Genomic DNA, 18768 nt, shown 5'->3' with positions numbered 1-18768 from the left:
AGTTGAGTGTTGCATAGAGCCGTAAAAGTTCGCTTATACCCAACGTCAGAGCAAGAAATGCGGTTAGCTCAGCACTTCGGCTGTGCGCGTTGGTGGTGGAACTACGGACTCAACAAGTCCATTGAGACTTACCGAGATACAGGTAAGGGCTTGGGACGCTCAGCACTCAATGCACTTTTGCCAAAGCTCAAAAAAGACGAGGGGACTGCATGGCTGGGTGAGTGTTATAGCCAAGTCTTACAGGCGGTCACTCTCAACCTGACCACAGCCTACAAAAACTTCTTTGATGGTCGTGCGAGATTTCCCCGATTCAAGAATAAGCACGGCAAACAGTCTATCCAGTACCCTCAGAATGTTCAGGTAATTGATGGTGCTGTCAAGTTGCCGGGAAAGGTAGGCACAGTAAAAGCTAAGATTCACAGGTCTATTGAGGGGACAATCAAGACGGTCACCATTAGCAAAGACCCATCAGGAAAGTATTATGCGTCTATCTTGACTGAGGTGGAAGGTGAGAATCCCACTCCTTCAGTTGAAGGTAGGGTAATTGGTGCTGACCTCGGAATCAAGCATTTTGCAGTGACTAGCGATGGCAATAAGGTGTCTAAATATGAGAATCCTAGACACTTGAGGCAGCATGAGAAAAACCTCAAGCGCAAACAGCAAAAATTAGCCAGAAAACAAAAAGGGAGTAATTCAAGGCACAAATATAGCTCGGTTGTCGCTAGAGTTTACGAACGAGTCGGTAACTCAAGAGCGGATTTTCTACATAAGCTTTCACGGAAGCTCGTCAATGAGAACCAAGTTGTCGTAGTAGAGAATCTTCATGTCAAGGGCATGGTTCGTAATCACAATCTAGCCAAGGCAATATCTGACGCAGGATGGGGAATGTTTACCAACTTCTTAGCCTACAAACTAGAGAAGAAAGGTGGAGTGTTGGTCGAGATTGACCGCTGGTTTCCCAGTTCTAAGCTCTGTTCTAATTGTTACTACCAAATTGACGAGCTGCCCTTAGACGTGAGGCAGTGGACTTGTCCTCACTGCAATACTCGTCACGACCGGGACGGTAACGCCGCAACGAATATTAGAGCGGAAGGGATCAGAATGCTACAGGTGGATGGAACGTCCATCTCTGCTGATGGAGGGGAAGTAAGACCGAAAGCTGGGCGCAAGTCTGTCTTGAGGCATTCCCCGTTGAAGTCGGAAACTGCCTGAGCCGCAAGGCACTGGCAGTAGTTCATGAGAGGCTCACCATGTCTACAATTCCAACTAAAATACCTATCATCAATTTTGAACCCTTTATTAAAGGCGACATTACTCAGCAACAAGCCATTGCTAATCAAATTTATCAGGCTTGTCATGAAATTGGGTTCATGTACCTAAAAAATCCAGGGATTTCTGCAACCCTACTTGACCAAATTTTTTCTCGAACTAAGCAGTTTTTCGACCTGCCCTTAGCCGTAAAAAATCAACTCGCTTGGTCTGATGAAATTAGCAATCGTGGCTATGTGGGTATTGAACGAGAACGCCTTGCACCGGATAAACCGGGAGATTTAAAAGAAGCTTTTAATGTTGGCAAGGAGGTTAATCCTGATGGACGTAATCTAGAGGATAAAAGTTCTCTGATTTTGAATCAATGGCCGACAGGACAAGATGATTTTCGCCAAATCGTTTTAGAGTTTTATCAAGCTTGCACTGAAGCCGCTAATCGAATCTGTCAAGCTTTTGCGATCGCGCTTCACCTACCTGAGTCTTTTTTCTTAGACAGGCATACTCATCAAAATCATACACTCCGCTTGCTTCACTACCCACGCTTAAACCAAGCCCCGAAACTCGGACAAATCCGTGCAGGTGAACATTCTGATTATGGAAGTTTCACCCTACTATTTCAGGATGAAGTTGGAGGGTTGGAAGTTTGTACAGCACAGGGGGAATGGATTACTGCGCCGTACATTCCGGGTACAATCATCGTCAATACGGGGGATTTGATGCAGCGCTGGACAAACCATGTTTTCTGTTCCACTCCGCATCGAGTCTTGATTCGCTCAGATGAGCAAGTACAGCGTTCTCGTTATTCAATCGCATTTTTCTGCCATCCGAACGACGATACAGAAATTAGTTGTCTTGAGAGTTGCAAAGAACCCAATCATCCTCCACTTTATCCCCCAATATCAGCAGGTGACTATTTACTGAGTCGCTTGCAAGTCTCTTATTCCCAGTGAAACACAGAAGCGATCGCGTTTACTTCCTGGGTGATTTACCGTTGATAGCCCAAGTGTTTTTCCTCCCTAAGTTTGCCGACTTCCTACTCCTGCTACCTTAGTCTCCGTCCTCCCATCTGCCTCAGCAGCAGAATCTGAAGAGAGTGCAGACTTAAAATTATTCCTGGTAAGGAGAGGGTTGTGAAAGAATGCTCCGGTTTGAGGGGGCAGCGTTGGGTCGAGAACAATCTCTGTCAGACTCTTGACCACACCAGTTAGGGGAATTGCCAAAATCACACCCAATAATCCACCTAATTTAGCGCCTAGAAGTAGAGAGACAAAGATAACTACAGGTGATAAACCTGTCAAATTGCCCATAATACGCGGAGCAATCAAATTATCTTTGACTTGTTGTAATGCGATCGCAACTCCCAATACTTCCAGCGCCAGCCACCAATCAATAAAGGCTACGATAGTCACGACTGTTGCAATCCCCAAGGTTGCACCAATAAATGGGATTACCTCCATCAACCCAATAAAGACGGCAAACAGTAGGAAAAACGGCACTTTTAACAGCCAAAAGGCAAGCGAGAGGGTAGCCGCCATGAATAAACCCAACAAAAGCTGACCTGTAACAAACCGTTGTAGATTACGTTGCAGTGATTGAGTTAAGCCATCTCGGATTTTTTGGGAAAAAATCCCCGTCATTCCCCGCCAAACTCGCTCACCATCGATGAGCATATAAAAGGCAATGACTAAAACTAAAATTAAGTCCAAAAACCAGTTAAAGGTACCTACCACCAAGCCTAAACCCGTAGATGCGATCGCTTCTGCCTGGGTTTGCACTCGTGCCAAGAGTTGAGAGGCAAGAATCCGGACATCAAAGGGCAAATTGTGTTCCACACTCCAAGTTTGGAAGCTAGCTAACTGCTGCTGACCTTCTTCCAATAAAGTGGGTAAATTAGTCACTAGTTGCCGTCCTTGGTTAAACACTGGCGGTACCAGCGTCAGGGCAAGGATTACAACGACGAAGCCAGCGACAAGATAGACGAGTCCGGCAGCGACACTCCGAGGTAAAACACGTTGAACCACTGCAACAGGATAGTTGAGCAAAAAGGCAATCAGAGATGCCGTCAGCAAAATACTAATGAGTTCACCAACGTAACTCAACGCACTCACTGTAATCCAACCCGTCACTAAGATCAGCAGCCAAGTGATCAAAAACTGTTGGACAGGTGAAAAGATCGGGTTTATTGAGGTTTTTTTATTCAGCAATCCACACCCCAAACGGCAGTTACTTGCAGGATAAGTACAATCACCATTATGAGCTATTGATTTTCCTGTTGGGTCAAGCATGGCACAAGGCACAAGGGCACGAAAAAGTAAGTTACCCCGGTTGAGAAGGGGACAGATTGGCGTGTCGCCCTTTTCCCTAACCCAACAGGCAATTTATTAGGGTTTCTGGTTTGGTTTTTTCAAACAATGACTTTACGCGATCGCGAGCCGCATTAACTAGAAAACTATACGAAATGCTTGGCGAGGTTGAGGCTTTTGAGGAAAGGCGATGCGTGTCATATGCAAGTACCTGGGTTGCTTGGAGTTTTGACGCAAGGAATTTTCCAGATAAGTCAGCAGTGAACGCGAATTCTAATTAAGCGCTTCTGCTTCCTTTTACCCGGAAATAATAATTCATTATTACCATTTGAAAGCTCATCAATTATGGCTGTAACACAATCTGTAACGGATTAAAATTGTGGAACTTTTGCTCATAACTTTAGGTCAGTGATTTGAGCAGAGTTGGGTAAGTTACAGTTTCAATGAACTCAACAAACTGTGAAGATTAACTACAATTCGGCAAAATTATTCTGAGGTGTGAGCCATGAAAAAGATATTAGTTATTGCTACGAGCTTGTTCGTTTTAAGTGCAAATGCGGCAAGTGCCTGTAGTTGTCTTCCAACGACGCCTCAACAGAGTCTTCAAAATTCTGAGGCAGTTTTTTCTGGACGAGTTGTTGATGTTACTGAGCAGAGTCCGGCTGAGCGACGCCCTGGTAGACGCAATGAAGATCCAAATTTTTTAAATGGGGTCAAGGTAACGTTTGAAGTTTCAGAAGTTTGGAAGGGAAACACTGAGCGACGGCTTGTTGTAACGACGTCTGATTCTAGTGCTAGTTGTGGGTATTCGTTTCAAGAAGGTCAGGAGTATCTTGTTTATGCTTCTGAGGAGGACGCTCAATTAAAAACTGGGTTATGCAGTGGAACAAAACGCCTTTCTGATGCACGAGCTGATTTAGCTGTGTTGGGTGAGGGAGAAACACCAGTTAATTACAGATTAAATGTCGCGCAGTTACAGCAACACAGACAATTATGGAGAAATCAAAACATCTCCAGTTACCGCTACACGCTACGAGTAAGTTGCTTCTGTACACCTGAAGTTACTCAACCTGTGGTTGTTGAAGTTCGTAATAACAGAGTCACGTCGATCACTGCTGCGAATACCGGAAAGCCAGTGAATCAGGAGTACTTCAGACAGTACAATTCTGTTCCAAAGCTTTTTAATATCGTACAAAATGCGATCGCGAATAAGGCAGCTAGTATGCAGATTACCTACCACCGTACTCTAGGCTACCCAACCCAAATTAACATTGATAAAGACGCTCAGATGGCTGATGAAGAAATATATCTTACCATTGAGAATCTGCAAGTGATTCGATAGAAAGTCAGTAGGATGGGATTTGTAAAACAATGGGATGATTGCATCTTTAAGCAACTATTGGACTCCTAGAGGTTCTGTTGCTTGGGAACGCATTACTGTTGAGGGTTTGCTCAAAAATTAGTGGGGAAGTTGAGTCGCTTGGTGATGGAACCCAAGGAGTAAGGATGATTTTTTTGTAGGGGCGTATGGCATACGCCCATCCACCTATCCGTTGGAAGCAGAACCAAAGGGCACAAGCCTTGTGCCCCTACAGAAATTCTTTTACAGGTTTATAAATCATCCGTTTCATTATCCTCGGCTAGCCAAACTACCAAGTTAGGTACTGATTAGAAAACTGCTTCACAAGTCACAACTATCCAGGCGGGTATAGAAACTTTCTGCACTTCGTGACCACAGCCCCCAGACTAAAGATGTGACCCATGCCCCAGCTCCAGGCAGGTGACCTATGGGAGCATCAAGATCATAAGTGAGTGATGATATGCTCAACCACTTCCCATTCTCACGCCAACCGACGCGATCGCCCATTTTTTCCCAGTCTCTTGCAACGTCCTCGTAGATGTGCTTTTGCACACTAAAGCCGAAGTGACCTTTTGAGTATTCTACCCAGAGCCGATCAACAGTACGTAAGTCAGTGCAGGGTAATTTGTTGATCGATTCCTCATTTAGCCAGCCAATGCCTTCTCGACCGACAACCTTGACCATGATTTCTCGCGTTTCCTCATCAGCTTCTTTCCACTTACTGGCTGCCAGCAAGTCACGCAGCAGATTGTAGTTAGCACCGACATCAGACAATAGTTCAACTTCGGACATCCGCTATCCCTCAGTCCCAAGATTTTTAGCACACTTCAACAGCTTACCCAATTTCAGGGCAGCAGCAATTATCCATGAGGGGTACGAGCTTCTCTGACAAGAAACGATAGCCAGCATCAACTTTTCCTATGCTCTCGAAGATATGCCAAAATTGCCTGCGTTCCTTGCTCGACAATCTCAGGGGGCGGCGAAGTTAGTGGATTGCCATCGAGGCATAGCTCTGTCAGATTGGTGAGATTAGCGATTTCATCTGGCAGCGCCGTCAGTTGATTGTCGCAGAGGGAGAACTGTGTGAGATTAGTAAGATTCCCAAATTCATTTGGTAGCGCCGTCAGTTGATTGTCGCAGAGGGCTAGGTGTGTCAGATTGGTGAGATTCCCAATTTCGGGAGGAAGCGCCGTCAGTTGATTGCTGCGGAAGGATAGCCTTATCAAATTGGTAAGCTGAAGGATTTCTGGTGGCAGCACCGTTAGTTGATTATTGTTCAGGGATAGCCATATTAGCTTGGTCAGCTGAAGGATTTCTCCTGGCAGCGCCGTCAGTTGATTGTCGTAGAGGTTTAGCCATTTCAGATTGGTGAGACTACCGATTTCAGGTGGCAGCGCGGTCAGTTGATTGTCATGGAGGTTTAGCCATGTCAGATTGGTGAGATTCCCAATTTGAGGTGGCAACACTGTCAGTTGATTGTTGCTAAGGTTTAGCTCTGTCAGATTAGTAAGATTCCCAATTTCGGGAGGGAGCGCCGTCAGTTGATTGCTGCTGAGGGATAGCCATGCCAGATTAGTGAGCTGACTGATTTCTGCTGATAGCACCGTTAGTTGATTATTGCTAAGGGATAACCATGCCAGATTGGTGAGCTGACTGATTTCTGCTGGCAGCGCTGTCAGTTGATTGTCGTGGAGGTTTAGCCATGTCAGATTAGTGAGACTACTCAATTCTTTTGGCAATGCTGTCAGTTGATTGCTGCCGAGGTTTAGCTCTATCAGATTAGTGAGATTCCCGATTTCTGCTGGTAGCGCCGTTAGTTGATTGGTGTAGAGGGATAGCTCTGTCAGATTAGTGAGATTCCCGATTTCTACTGGCAGTGCTGTCAGTTGATTGCTGTCAAGGAATAGCTCCGTCAGATTGGAAAGATTTCCGAGTTCTGCTGGCAGCGTCGTCAGTTTCTTTTCTGAGAGGTTAAGGGAGGTTACCCCATCCTTGGCTGCTTGTTCAATAATGTCGAGCAGTTCTGCGTTTGTCATCGGGAAACCTCATAAATGTGTACTTGTTCGTCACAGCACTCACACCCGCTCAGTATCTTTGGGTCAAGTGTAGCTTTTTGGCGAAAGTCCACATCCCCAATATTTTCAGATTAGGTATTCATTGAAAAACCCGCTATCTTTGTGATAACGGGTTCCTAAGGACGCATTGCACAGTTATTCGCGTCTGAGTTTACTCCACCTCACCTGCGGCTACTTGCACTCTACCTTCAACAACCCTAACGTTATAAGTAGGGAGGCTCACTGTTTCATCATCCAGGCATTCTCCAGTAATCAGGTTGAAGTTTTGCTTGTAAATTGGGGAAGCGACTTTCGGGATACCATTGCGATCGCCTACAATTCCCCTCGATAAAACAAACGCCTTGCTAAATGGGTCGTAATTACTAAGGGCAAAAACCTCATCCTCTGTTCCTACTCGGAAAATCGCCACCTGTTGACCTTCAACCAATGCACAAACTCCTGTATTCGGTGCGATCGCTTCAAGTGAGCAAATATCGACCCAGGTTGCGTTTGTTTCACGAACTAATGCTTGAACCATTGCTTTTTCCTCTTAATTATTTGTTATTGTGAAAGCCCAACCAATGCTTTCTCGTGTTCGTAAGCTGGGCGTTTTTGCCCCCGTTCCTCTACCTGCACAAGACTTGGATCGGACTCATCAGAATTCACAAAATGTCGGAAGCGCTGTACTTTTTCTGGGTCTTCAATTGTCGCTTTCCATTCACATTGATAGGTGCTGACAAGGTGTGCCATCTCTGCTTCCAATTCAGCATCAATTCCAAGGGAATCGTGAATAATCACCTGCTTGAGGTAATCAATTCCCCCTTCAAGTTTATTGAACCAAGTTGCTGTGCGTTCCAGGCGATTTGCCGTGCGGATATAGAACATCAGGAACCGATCCAAATATTTGAGCAAGGTTTCTTTGTCAATATCCTCGGCTAGCAGTATCGCGTGTTGCGGCTTCATGCCACCATTGCCACACACATACAAATTCCAGCCCTTTTCAGTGGCGATTATCCCAAAATCCTTACTCTGTGCTTCGGCACACTCGCGGGTGCAACCCGATACAGCCGATTTTAGTTTGTGAGGCGATCGCAAACCGCGATAACGTAGTTCTAACTCAATCGCCAAACTGGTAGAGTCCTGCACTCCAAAGCGACACCAGGTACTACCCACACAGGATTTCACCGTGCGAAGTGCCTTACCATAAGCATGACCCGATTCAAATCCAGCGTCTATCAATCGCTTCCAAATTTGGGGTAATTGATCAACTCGCGCCCCAAATAAATCAATTCGTTGTCCGCCTGTAATTTTGGTGTAAAGTCCAAATTCTTTGGCAACTTCTCCTAAGACAATCAGTTTATCGGGCGTAATTTCGCCACCTGGAACTCGTGGCACTACCGAATAAGTACCATCACGCTGAATGTTAGCTAAGTAGTAATCATTGGTATCCTGAAGACTAACATGAGGTGTCTCCAAAATATGCTCATTCCAAGTAGAGGCAAGAATCGAAGCTACAGCCGGCTTACAGATTTCGCAACCTTTACCTTGACCATGTTTTTGAATTAACTCATCAAACGTCTGGATTTTTTGAGTTCGCACCAAATGATAAAGTTCTTGACGGGAATAGGCGAAGTGTTCACAGAGATGATTATTCACCTCTATCCCCGCTTTCTTCATCTCATACTTGAGTAAATCGGTTACCAGTGGCACACAACCGCCGCAACCTGTCCCGGCTTTCGTGCATTTTTTAACACTAGCAACATCAGTGAAGTTGTTCTCTTGGATAGCTGTACAAATCTGCTCTTTACTGACATTATTGCAGGAGCAAATCTGAGCAGTATCCGGTAGGCTTTCTACTCCCATGCCAACCGTAGCCGCTTTACCTTCCCGTGGTGGCAACAGTAAATCCTCTGGATGGGGTGGTAAGGCGATCGCATTTTGTACAAACTGCAATAGCGTGCCGTATGCCGAAGCATCTCCGACTAAGATTCCACCAAGCAGACGGCTACCATCCTCATTCAGAACCAGCTTTTTGTAAATACCCTGAACGGTATCGCTAATCGCAATTTCTCTAGCACCTGGAGTCTTAGCAAAGTTATCCCCGAAACTAGCAACATCCACTCCCAAAAGTTTGAGTTTGGTGGACATATCTGCGCCAGTAAAGCTGCTAGTGGTGATTTTATTCAAGACATCTGCCACTACTCCTGCCATCGTATAACCAGGAGCGACTAAGCCATAGATGCGATTCTGGTACAGGGCGCATTCACCGATCGCATAAATATCTGGATCGGACGTTTCGCAATAATCATTGATGACAATCCCACCGCGTTCCCCGACTTCTAACCCACAGCCTCTAGCAATTTCATCACGGGGACGAATTCCGGCAGAAAAGACAATCATGTCTGTTTCTAACTCAGAACCATCCGCAAACTTCATCTTGGCAACTTTGCCATTTCCGCTAACAATTTCGGTCGTTGATTTGCTAGTATGAATCGTAACTCCAAGTTCTTCGATTTTCTTACGAAGAATCGTTCCACCCGCCTCATCAATTTGCACTGGCATCAGTCGTGGAGCAAATTCAACGACATGGGTTTGCAATCCCATACTTTTGAGAGCATTCGCACATTCTAAACCGAGTAAACCACCCCCAACAACCACACCAACCTTACAATTTTTAGCGTATGCCGACATCGCCTCTAGATCGTCAATTGTCCGGTAGACAAAGGTACCTGTAGCGTCATTCCCCTTAATCGCTGGCACAAAGGGATAGGAGCCCGTTGCTAGGACAATCTTGTCGTAGGTAACTGTTAAATCATTGGCTGATGTGACTGTTTTTTGGTCTCGATTAACAGCAACAGCTTTATCACCGATATGAATCTGAACACCATTCTCTTGATATAATCCCGGCTCAACTAACGATAAATCTGCTGCTGTTTTACCAGAAAAGTAGCCACTGAGGTTAACGCGATCGTAGGCAACACGCGGTTCTTCACAGAAGGTAATCAAGTTCCATTGCTCAGTTGCTCCTTTAGCAATCATTAGTTCTAAGAACTTGTGTCCTACCATGCCGTTGCCAATCACAATGAGATTTTTTTTGGCTGTCATAAACCTCTATAAATCCTATGCCTCAGTTATCTAAACAATTCCTATAAGAGTTTCTAGAGGTGTTTAGTAAATTTAGCTACACAATATTGAGATCAATGCAATAGCTGCTTGATCCCCATTTGTTTTCTGCATTAGTGGACATTAATTAGAGTGCTATAGTCATCGCCGTACCTCTAGGTTCGGCTTTTTCTATTTTTGATCAATACAGTTGTACTAAAAAGTGTAGTATCCTAAGACTAAGGACTCGCGAACAGCACTTCCAGTTACAGCTTGTGGTGAGAGGAAGGCTTCAACAGCCGCATCCTAGAGCAGTGCGTCATCCTGACAAGTTTATATGCTACCCATCTTTAATAGCAGCCCTCATAGCTTTTATGAGTAATGTTGCTCTGTAGATTATCCCTCGCTTTTCGCAGCGATCGCGAGGGGGAATACTTAGTCAGTTTTCTGGCATAAGGCTGCAAATTCCTATTCTTTAGTTTAATTCGACACCTTCTCTACCTCGCTTCAATAAACACAGTGAGGGAAGCCAGTCAACCTTTTTTAATTGAATTTTCGCGTAACTTTCGTCAAGAACGCAACCTCATTCACTGTACCAATAAAAGTACTGAAATTAGGTAAAGGAGGTAAACAAAAAGCCTGAACTTGGAACAGCTTGTTACCAATTGGCTTGCTTAATGTTGATGTTTTTCAAAAGAGGTAAAAGAATATTACTTGTGTGAATATGGCTTAGACGGCGTTTTTGTTGTCGTCTAAGCTATTTTTTATGCGATCGCTCTAAAGCGAATACTGCATCTCACCCACCCCATTACTGATAGCTACAAATGGCAAACGTTCGCTTAGAAGGGATTACCCGCAAGTTTGAAGATGTCACCGCGATTGAGGGCATTACCTTTGAGGTGCCGGATGGGCAATTTTGGGTTTTAGTTGGCCCATCGGGTTGCGGCAAGTCAACGATTCTGCGGATGATTGCTGGTTTGGAATCCGCAACAGATGGCAATCTCTACATTGGAGATGCTTTAGTGAATGGTGTCCCAGCGCGGCAGCGAGATGTGGCGATGGTGTTTCAGAATTATGCCCTCTACCCTCACATGACGGTAGCGGATAATCTATCTTTTGGGCTACGAATGCGGAAAGCTGACTCGACGACGATTAAAGAACGAGTGGAAACTGTGGCGCGATCGCTTGATATCTCCCACTTGCTAGATCGTAAACCCAAGCAACTATCTGGAGGGCAACAGCAACGAGTCGCATTAGGAAGAGCGATCGCGCGTGAACCCAAAGTTTTCTTACTCGATGAACCCCTATCCAATCTAGATGCCCAGTTACGGGACGGTACTAGAGCAGAATTAAAACAGTTGCATCAGCGTGTCGGCATCACCACCATCTACGTTACTCACGATCAGGTAGAGGCAATGACACTCGCTGATCAAATTGTGGTACTCAATCGCGGTCGGATTCAACAAATCGGTGAACCTCAAGACATCTATGCCAAACCTGCAAACCGAATGGTAGCCACCTTCTTGGGCAATCCACCGATGAATGTTTTTCCTGCAACCTACACAGGTGACGTTTTTCAAGTGAGTGGTCAAGTGTTGCCTTGTCCAATCGCCCTTCAAACTCAGTTGCAACTTACCCCGGCACAAACCATTGATTTAGGAATCCGCCCAGAACATCTAGAAATTATCGGATTAATTGACCGTGAAAGCACTGAGGACACAAAGAATAATCAGCTAGAGCTAGAGGTGAGTGTGGTAGAACCACTAGGGCGCGAGACATTGGTTCGTAGCAATCTCATTGCCTCGGATATCGTTTTAAATGTCCAATCACCTGCAAATTGGCGTGGACATCCAGGCGATCGCATTAGCGTTCAACTTGACCTCGACAAGCTATTTGTCTTTGACCCCAATACGGGTAACGTCCTGTATCCTTGATTAACGTCGTCCTCACGTTCAGTTTTAATTTCCGTAAATATACGAATCCGAGCGCCGCAAAGTTCCGCTAGTTTAGCAAGTGATACAGCAGTTTTACTGGCGAGGTGGAACGTTGCACGAAACAATACGTCCTATGAAAATTTCTCTTGAGAAGAAAAGTCTAGTCGGATTTGGCTTAGCCACAGCGGTTCTGGTTGCTATCAATGCACTCTCCTACGGGAGCTTTAACAAGAATCGAGAAACAGCTAAGTGGGTAGCTCATACCCACCAAGTACGGCAAAACATTGAATCAACGCTTGCTGATAATCAACTTGATGAGTAACGACAACAGAAAGTACATTTGGCAGTTGCGCTACGGTTTTGCTGTAGCGATGGTTACTCTGGCGCTGCTGTTAACGCTGCTACTATATCCGCTATTACACAAGACCCCTGGCGTGTTGTTTTTTGCTGCCGTGATGCTCAGCTCTTGGTATGGCGGTTTTAGACCAGGTGTAGTGGCTACTATTTTGTCTGTCTCGTGTATAAACTACTTTTTTCTGGCTCCTTACTTTGCGCTGAGCTATGCTACGGCTGATATCTTAGTGCTAGCTGTGTTTACATCAACAGCGTTGCTGGTTAGCTACCTCAACGCAGCACGGATAAAGGCAGAGAACGCCTTGCGTCAACGTGCTATTGCTATGGCACAAATGAATAAAGATCTAGAAAATCGAGTTAGAGAGCGTACATCCGAGCTAGAGCAGGCATTGGAAAGAGAAAAAGAACTTAGTTCGCTAAAATCCCGCCTCGTTGCCACGATTTCTCACGAGTACCGTACCCCACTAACTACCATCCAGTCTTCTGCTGAATTACTTGAACATTACAGCCACAAATGGACACAGGAAAAAAAACTCACTCATCTCCAGCGAATTCAAGCAAGTACCAAACACCTGAGTGATCTTGTTAGTGATGTACTGTTTATTGGTAAAGCTGAGGCAGACAAACTCGAATTTAACCCTGTGCCTTTGGATTTAGAAGGATTCTGCCGGGAACTGGTGGAACAGATGCAACTTCTAAGTGTGACGAACGAGATTACTCTCATCTTCCACAGCCAAGGCAACTGTACCAACGCAAGTCTTGATGAAAGATTGCTACGACAAATTCTTACTAATCTCCTATCAAATGCTATTAAGTATTCCCCTAGAGGTAGTACGGTTCGGTTCGATCTGGAATGTATTGGAGGGGACGCTACTTTGAGGATAAAAAACTCTGGCATTGGTATTCCAGCAGAAGACCTACCAAGATTATTTGATTCGTTCCATCGCGCTAGTAACGTTGGTGCGATTCCTGGTACTGGGTTAGGATTAGCGATCGTTAAAAAATGTGTGGACTTGCACGGAGGTCAGATTACGGTCGATAGCGTTGAAGAAGTTAACACGACGTTTACTGTAATCCTGCCCTTAAGCAGCAAAAATGTAAAGGCTTTATCTCTCTAGTCAGAGGGAGTTTGAACCTTCTGATGGGGTTGATAGGCTTAACAAGAGAATCGTCCAAACGGATGAGCCTATTGAGCGATAGAAAGAGTACTACTCATAAATATGTCAAATGTTAGTTGGAGGTAACTCGTTACGGCATACCTCCACTCTTGATAGCATTACTTTTTGATAAAGGCTGATTTATGAGTGTACAAGACCCTGTTTATGAAGTTCTTTCCAAGTCAATCGTTTATTCCTCCCCAACAGACGATTTAGTTGTCGATTTCCTCAGTGCTACAGGCTACACCATTGATACAGTCTTCGATGACGTAGTAACTGATTTACAAGCTTGGGGGCTAGTCTCGCTCAATCCAGATAACCCACCTGTTCTAGTCTTTCGGGGTACGGAATCTGTCGTTGACTATAGCGCTGATATAGATTCAGAGGGCGTAGGTTTTGACCAATTTGAAGCCAATCAGGAGGAGATTGGCAATTGGTTGGCACAAATCAGTCAAGATACTACTAAAAACCCAAACGGTTTGCTTCCTGATGTTACGGGTCATAGCTTGGGTGGGGCATTGACACAACGGGCAGCCGCTGCATTTTCCAACTTGATTGGAGAAGCTGTTACTTTCAATTCAACAGGAATTGACCAAGTAACTGCTGATACTTTTGACCCAAGCAGCACGACGATACAAATAACTCACTATGTTGTTAGTGGAGACTATGTGAGCTTAGCTGGGGATGCGTTTCTGCCAGGAACAGTCTTTCTCCAGTCATTTAGAGACCCTCAAATCGATCCCCTTTCTGCTTCTTCTAAGCATGTAGAACCAAAAGACCTTTTAACCAATCCTCCACTAGGATTTACTCAGCAGGAGATTTCTATTGAGGAATTAAATAGCCCAAGCTTTGGTTACTATAATGACTCTGATTACGCAGAATTTCTGGCGGCTGTCGGTGCTAACAATCCAGAATTAGCAACGGCATTAACAACAAGGGCAGGAACTGAGGAATTTCGACAAAGTGGAATATCTTTTGTGCTTGGAGTAGCTGAGATTCTCAATACTCTAGACCCGTCTCAAGATAATTATCTGCTTGGTGACGATTTAGACAATTTTGCCTACGGTTTAGATGGCGATGACACCATCATTGGCAACGGTGGCGTAGATCTTTTGTATGGCGGTAATGATAACGATACTATTGATGGTGGTGCAGGACGCGATCGCATCGTCGGTGGTTTCGATGATGACACACTGACGGGTGGAGCTGGACGTGACCGCTTCTTGTTCTTGAGTATCAATAACATAGGGCTAGACACCATTACTGATTTCCAGGTAGGTGTTGATCGTCTTGGTTTCTCTGCTAGTGGTTTTGGTGGCGAACTAGTCAGTGGTTCCGTGCTTCCCGAAAATCAGTTTTCTCTTGGTACAAGTGCAGCCGACACCACAACTCGCTTCATCTACGACAACACGACAGGTGGTTTGTTCTTTGATGCGGATGGTACAGGTGCAACTGAACAGGTGCAAGTAGTTACTTTATCGACAGAACTTGCCCTAACCAACACTAGTATTTACCTTCTCTCTTGACGTACTCCCAGCACCAAACCAAAGTCGTAGAGAGACGTTCCGCCGGAACGTCTCTACAAAGCATAGGGAACACTAACTATTGATTCCAGAATTCTCAAAGACGTGTTTACCGTAAGATTCGCGAAGCGCTGTTGGCACGTCTCTAGCTTTCCTTTTGTCCACTTCGCAATAAAATCCAACCCACTAACGCAAGTCCTGCACCGAAAATCAGAAAGCCAACATCCCAAGCCAACTGATTGGGGCCTGGTTTAACGTGATGAATTCCTAGAATTTGATGGTCAACAATACCTTCAATAAAGTTAAATAACCCAGCACCGAAGAGTAAAGACCCGCCAAAGATTTTAGGTGACCAAGGTACGTCATCACGTCCACCTGCACGCCACAGCAACACACCGCCAATAACCGTTAGCGTCCAAGTTCCTAAATGAAAAAGACCATCCGCTAATGTGTTCGCTTCTAAATTAGTTAGATTCGTTGCAGGTCGAACGCTTGTTACCATGTGATGCCATTGGAGGATTTCGTGCAGCAAGATGCCATCAACAAATCCTGCCAAAAGACCTGCACCAATCAAGATACCAGCAGCAACCAATAATCCACTGTGATTACGTTGCTCAATCTTAGACTCCATACAGAACCTCACCCCTGCTTTGTGATACTGACGATCAGGTTCGCATAACTAATAGGTAGCTGCTTCCACCGCTCGTTAGAGTTAGGGAATCTTTACTTCTTACGTTCCGAGGCTCCTAAAATATTTTTCCATAGGCTCAGCACACCTTCTCGCGGCAAAAACCGGGGTAAATTCGCAATCAATTGATTTCCCAGCGCCCCAGGCACAACTGTAGTCTGCTTGTTTTCCAAACCTTTAAGCGCTTCACGCACCACCACTTCTGAAGGAGTATAGTTCTGAGCCGCCACATCTGCCAACATTGAGGGAAAATCAGCTTCTTGGAAAAAATTTGTATCCGTTGGGCCAGGACAAACGGCGAGGACATGGACTCCATAGCTTTTGTTTTCTGCCGCTAGTGCCTCGCTAAAACTGAGAACAAAAGCTTTAGTAGCAGCGTAGACCGAAAAGTAAGGCATTGGTTGAAACGCTGCAACTGAGGACATATTGATAATGCCACCATTACGGCGTTGCCGCATTCCTGGCAAAAATTTGTGTGTTAGAGCTACTGAAGCGAGGATATTTAGCTGAATCATCTTGAGTTGCTGCTCCCCATCCAGTTCTGCAAAGGAGCCATACTCACCAAAACCTGCATTGTTTATTAGCAAGTCAATTGTCAGTCCCTTCTCAGTGACGGCATCGAATACATCTGTTGCCGCCGTTGCTTCTGTAAGGTCTTGGATTAAAAAGTCTACTTGAATCTTGTATTGCTCCTGCAACTGTTGAGCTAGCTGTTGAAGTTTGGCTTCTGAGCGTGCTACTAAAACAAGATTCGTTTGACGGGCAGCTAGTTCTTGGGCAAAGACTGCACCAATTCCAGCAGAGGCACCCGTTATTAAAGCTGTTGCCATGCTACTTACTACTAGTTTTTTTGCTTGCTTTATATACTCTGAACTTGCATGAAATCAACGAAGCATTAGTTAACGCTGCGTAGACCTTGTAATGATGTTTAGAACTGCAAGTTTTTTCGTTTTGGTATTTTATTCAGACTAGCCAAATCTTCATTTGCATGAACACTTGTGCTACCTTGATAATGTCAAAAAACTTAAATATTTTGCTATTTCTTTAGATAGACTAATCCTATTTCTTTCGGTATAAATTAAGTGTGCCGTGATTGAATGAAAAGAAAATTCAAAGCCTAAAGCCCTTTCTATGCTTAAATCCTAGGAATTGAAATTAAATTTTTGTGCCTATTTAAAAAGAGGAGAAAGTATTTTTAACAACAAAGTTTATTCATGAAACTGTATAGTTTTATATTAATTAATAAGAATTAAACTATCCATTCAAAACAGATGAAACAGATGAGACGCGCTTGGCTTGCTCTTGTGCTGGTGCTTGCTTTGCCTGGAACAGCTCTAGCGGCTGAAGCCACTGCCCCTGGTGGGTTTCTCGGTGCAATAGATGCCGTGTTTGCTGCCATCGTGGCAGCGCTGGAAAAAATTATCTTCTTCGACATCGCTGGTATGCCTTTGGTGGTGCTGTGGCTGCTGGTGGGTGCGATTTTCTTCACCTTAAGAATGAAGTTTGTGAATATCCGCGCTTTCCGTCATGCCCTTGATGTTGTGCGAGGACACTATGACAACCCTGATGAACCTGGAGAAGTCAGCCATTTTCAGGCATTAGCCGCAGCGCTTTCAGCAACAGTTGGACTGGGAAACATTGCTGGAGTTGCGATCGCAATTCAGTTAGGTGGCCCTGGTGCTGTCCTCTGGATGACAATCGTTGGTTTCCTCGGTATGTCGAGTAAGTTTGCGGAGTGTACTTTGGGTCAGATGTACCGAATTGTGAGACAAGACGGTAGCATTTCAGGTGGCCCCATGCACTACCTCTCACGGGGTTTGGCAGAGAAGGGATTGCGTCCTCTTGGCAGAGTTTTGGCAGGTGTCTTTGCTCTCTTTTGCATCGGTGGCGCATTCGGTGGGGGCAATATGTTTCAGGCAAACCAGTCCTTTGCTGGACTTGCCTACGCCGTACCTGCTGTTGAAAATCTTAGCTGGCTCTATGGTCTAATTCTTGCCCTCCTAACTGGGCTAGTAATCATTGGCGGTATTCGTCGGATTGGTGCAGTCGCAGGTTTTCTTATCCCTTCAATGTGCGTAATTTACTTTGTAGCAGCAGTTTGGATTCTAATAACAAATTTCACTGCGATTCCAGCCGCGATCGCAACTATCTTTAGAGAAGCCTTCTCTCCACAAGCTGCAATTACAGGGGGTTTTATTGGTGTTCTTGTGCAAGGCGTTAGACGTGCGGCTTTCGATAATGAGGCAGGTGTTGGTTCAGCCCCAATTGCCCATGCTGCCGCTCGTACCGATGAGCCAATTCGCGAGGGAATCGTTGCTCTGCTTGAACCCTTCATCGACACAATCGTTGTTAGCAATATGACAGCGTTAGTCATTATCACTACGGGTGTATACGCTAACAGGGGAAGTGGCACGCCGGATGGTATACAGATGACGTTTGAGGCTTTTTCTACTGGTATCCCCTGGTTTCCCGTTATTTTGGGACTGGCAGTATTCCTGTTTGCCTTCTCCACGATTATTTCTTGGGGCTATTATGGCGAACGGGCTTGGGCGTACTTGTTTGGGGAACGGACTCTAAAGGTTTACCAAGTTATCTATGTCATCTTTGTCTTCATCGGCGCGATAGTAAACCTCCAATCCATACTCGACTTTGGAGACATGATGATTCTAGCGATGGCTTTTCCAAACCTACTCGGTTGCTACCTGTTATCTGGGAAGGTTGCTACGGCTCTTGATGACTATCTAACTCGTCTCAACACTGGCATAATGATGACTTACGAAGCCAGCCAAGCTCAAAAGCGTGAGATGCAGCCTAAATAAAACTAGACGTTTTGCTAGTTGTTCAATAATTTGCGATCGCTCTATCTCAGCACTCATTCAAAACGAGATATCGCTCTTTTGGCATCGCACGTTAATGCGTAAAACTTAGGGGCGTATGCCATACGTCCCTACAATAAACCTCTTGCATAGATGTGAATAATCCTGAGGGCGCAAGACCCAGCGCTCCTACAGAAGACAATTTATT

The 18768-nt window shown here is 45.1% G+C and carries 15 protein-coding genes; 8 read left to right on the top strand and 7 right to left on the bottom strand.

Translation table 11 applies throughout. From position 1 onward, the window contains the following. Positions 1-6 precede the first annotated feature (6 nt). Positions 7-1212 carry an RNA-guided endonuclease TnpB family protein gene (locus H6F98_RS12505; RefSeq protein WP_192219014.1) on the top strand — a complete coding sequence of 402 codons (1206 nt, stop codon included), beginning with the start codon at positions 7-9 and terminating at the stop codon, positions 1210-1212. Positions 1213-1250: 38 nt separating this feature from the next. Beyond that, a complete protein-coding gene (locus tag H6F98_RS12500) occupies positions 1251-2219 on the top strand; it encodes an isopenicillin N synthase family oxygenase (RefSeq protein WP_192219013.1) in 969 nt (322 codons plus the stop codon). A gap of 66 nt (positions 2220-2285) precedes the next feature. Here the strand turns inward: H6F98_RS12500 and H6F98_RS12495 are convergent, their stop codons facing one another. Beyond that, on the bottom strand, positions 2286-3452 hold the full coding sequence (locus tag H6F98_RS12495; protein WP_192219046.1) for an AI-2E family transporter: 1167 nt from the start codon (positions 3450-3452) through the stop codon (positions 2286-2288). A 625-nt stretch (positions 3453-4077) separates the two neighbouring features. On the opposite strand from H6F98_RS12495, the gene H6F98_RS12490 reads away from it, so the two are divergent. Next, on the top strand, positions 4078-4914 hold the full coding sequence (locus H6F98_RS12490; protein ID WP_192219012.1) for a DUF6174 domain-containing protein: 837 nt from the start codon (positions 4078-4080) through the stop codon (positions 4912-4914). Between the two features lie 339 nt (positions 4915-5253). On the opposite strand, the gene H6F98_RS12485 is transcribed toward H6F98_RS12490, so the two are convergent. The 4 genes from H6F98_RS12485 to nirB form a co-directional block, all read right to left on the bottom strand. Beyond that, positions 5254-5724, bottom strand: coding sequence for a GUN4 domain-containing protein (locus tag H6F98_RS12485; protein WP_192219011.1), 471 nt, complete (start codon positions 5722-5724; stop codon positions 5254-5256). 116 nt (positions 5725-5840) lie between these two features. After that, positions 5841-6968 carry a leucine-rich repeat domain-containing protein gene (locus H6F98_RS12480; protein ID WP_192219010.1) on the bottom strand — a complete coding sequence of 376 codons (1128 nt, stop codon included), beginning with the start codon at positions 6966-6968 and terminating at the stop codon, positions 5841-5843. A 190-nt stretch (positions 6969-7158) separates the two neighbouring features. Next, entirely contained in the window at positions 7159-7524 is a 366-nt protein-coding gene (gene nirD / locus H6F98_RS12475; RefSeq protein ID WP_192219009.1) for a nitrite reductase small subunit NirD, read from the bottom strand. Between the two features lie 23 nt (positions 7525-7547). Next, positions 7548-10091, bottom strand: a complete 2544-nt coding sequence (gene nirB, locus H6F98_RS12470; RefSeq protein ID WP_192219008.1) for a nitrite reductase large subunit NirB — start codon at positions 10089-10091, stop codon at positions 7548-7550. Between the two features lie 821 nt (positions 10092-10912). Between nirB and H6F98_RS12465 the strand changes: the two genes are divergently transcribed. The 4 genes from H6F98_RS12465 to H6F98_RS12450 all read left to right on the top strand — a co-directional run bounded on the left by H6F98_RS12465 (position 10913) and on the right by H6F98_RS12450 (position 15059). Next, positions 10913-12022, top strand: coding sequence for an ABC transporter ATP-binding protein (locus tag H6F98_RS12465; protein WP_192219007.1), 1110 nt, complete (start codon positions 10913-10915; stop codon positions 12020-12022). A 133-nt stretch (positions 12023-12155) separates the two neighbouring features. Beyond that, complete coding sequence (locus tag H6F98_RS12460; RefSeq protein WP_192219006.1) at positions 12156-12344, top strand: hypothetical protein; 189 nt, start codon at positions 12156-12158, stop codon at positions 12342-12344. Next, positions 12337-13494, top strand: coding sequence for a HAMP domain-containing sensor histidine kinase (locus H6F98_RS12455; protein ID WP_192219005.1), 1158 nt, complete (start codon positions 12337-12339; stop codon positions 13492-13494). Before H6F98_RS12460 ends, H6F98_RS12455 begins: the two co-directional genes overlap by 8 nt. Positions 13495-13676: 182 nt before the next feature. Further along, positions 13677-15059: a calcium-binding protein gene (locus H6F98_RS12450; RefSeq protein WP_192219004.1), complete on the top strand. Its 1383-nt coding sequence runs from the start codon at positions 13677-13679 to the stop codon at positions 15057-15059. 142 nt (positions 15060-15201) lie between these two features. On the opposite strand, the gene H6F98_RS12445 is transcribed toward H6F98_RS12450, so the two are convergent. After that, complete coding sequence (locus tag H6F98_RS12445; protein ID WP_192219003.1) at positions 15202-15687, bottom strand: DUF2243 domain-containing protein; 486 nt, start codon at positions 15685-15687, stop codon at positions 15202-15204. Positions 15688-15779: 92 nt separating this feature from the next. Further along, on the bottom strand, positions 15780-16574 hold the full coding sequence (locus H6F98_RS12440) for an SDR family oxidoreductase (protein WP_192219002.1): 795 nt from the start codon (positions 16572-16574) through the stop codon (positions 15780-15782). A 450-nt stretch (positions 16575-17024) separates the two neighbouring features. On the opposite strand from H6F98_RS12440, the gene H6F98_RS12435 reads away from it, so the two are divergent. Next, the gene (locus H6F98_RS12435; RefSeq protein WP_192219045.1) at positions 17025-18563 is read left to right on the top strand and encodes a sodium:alanine symporter family protein; all 1539 of its coding nucleotides are present in this window, start codon (positions 17025-17027) and stop codon (positions 18561-18563) included. The last annotated feature ends 205 nt before the right edge of the window (positions 18564-18768 follow it).

The sequence above is a fragment of the Microcoleus sp. FACHB-SPT15 genome (assembly GCF_014849525.1).
Classification (GTDB): domain Bacteria; phylum Cyanobacteriota; class Cyanobacteriia; order Cyanobacteriales; family Coleofasciculaceae; genus Symplocastrum; species Symplocastrum torsivum.
Note: the sequence above shows the minus strand (reverse complement) of the source record. Positions and strands in the feature narration are given on the sequence as shown.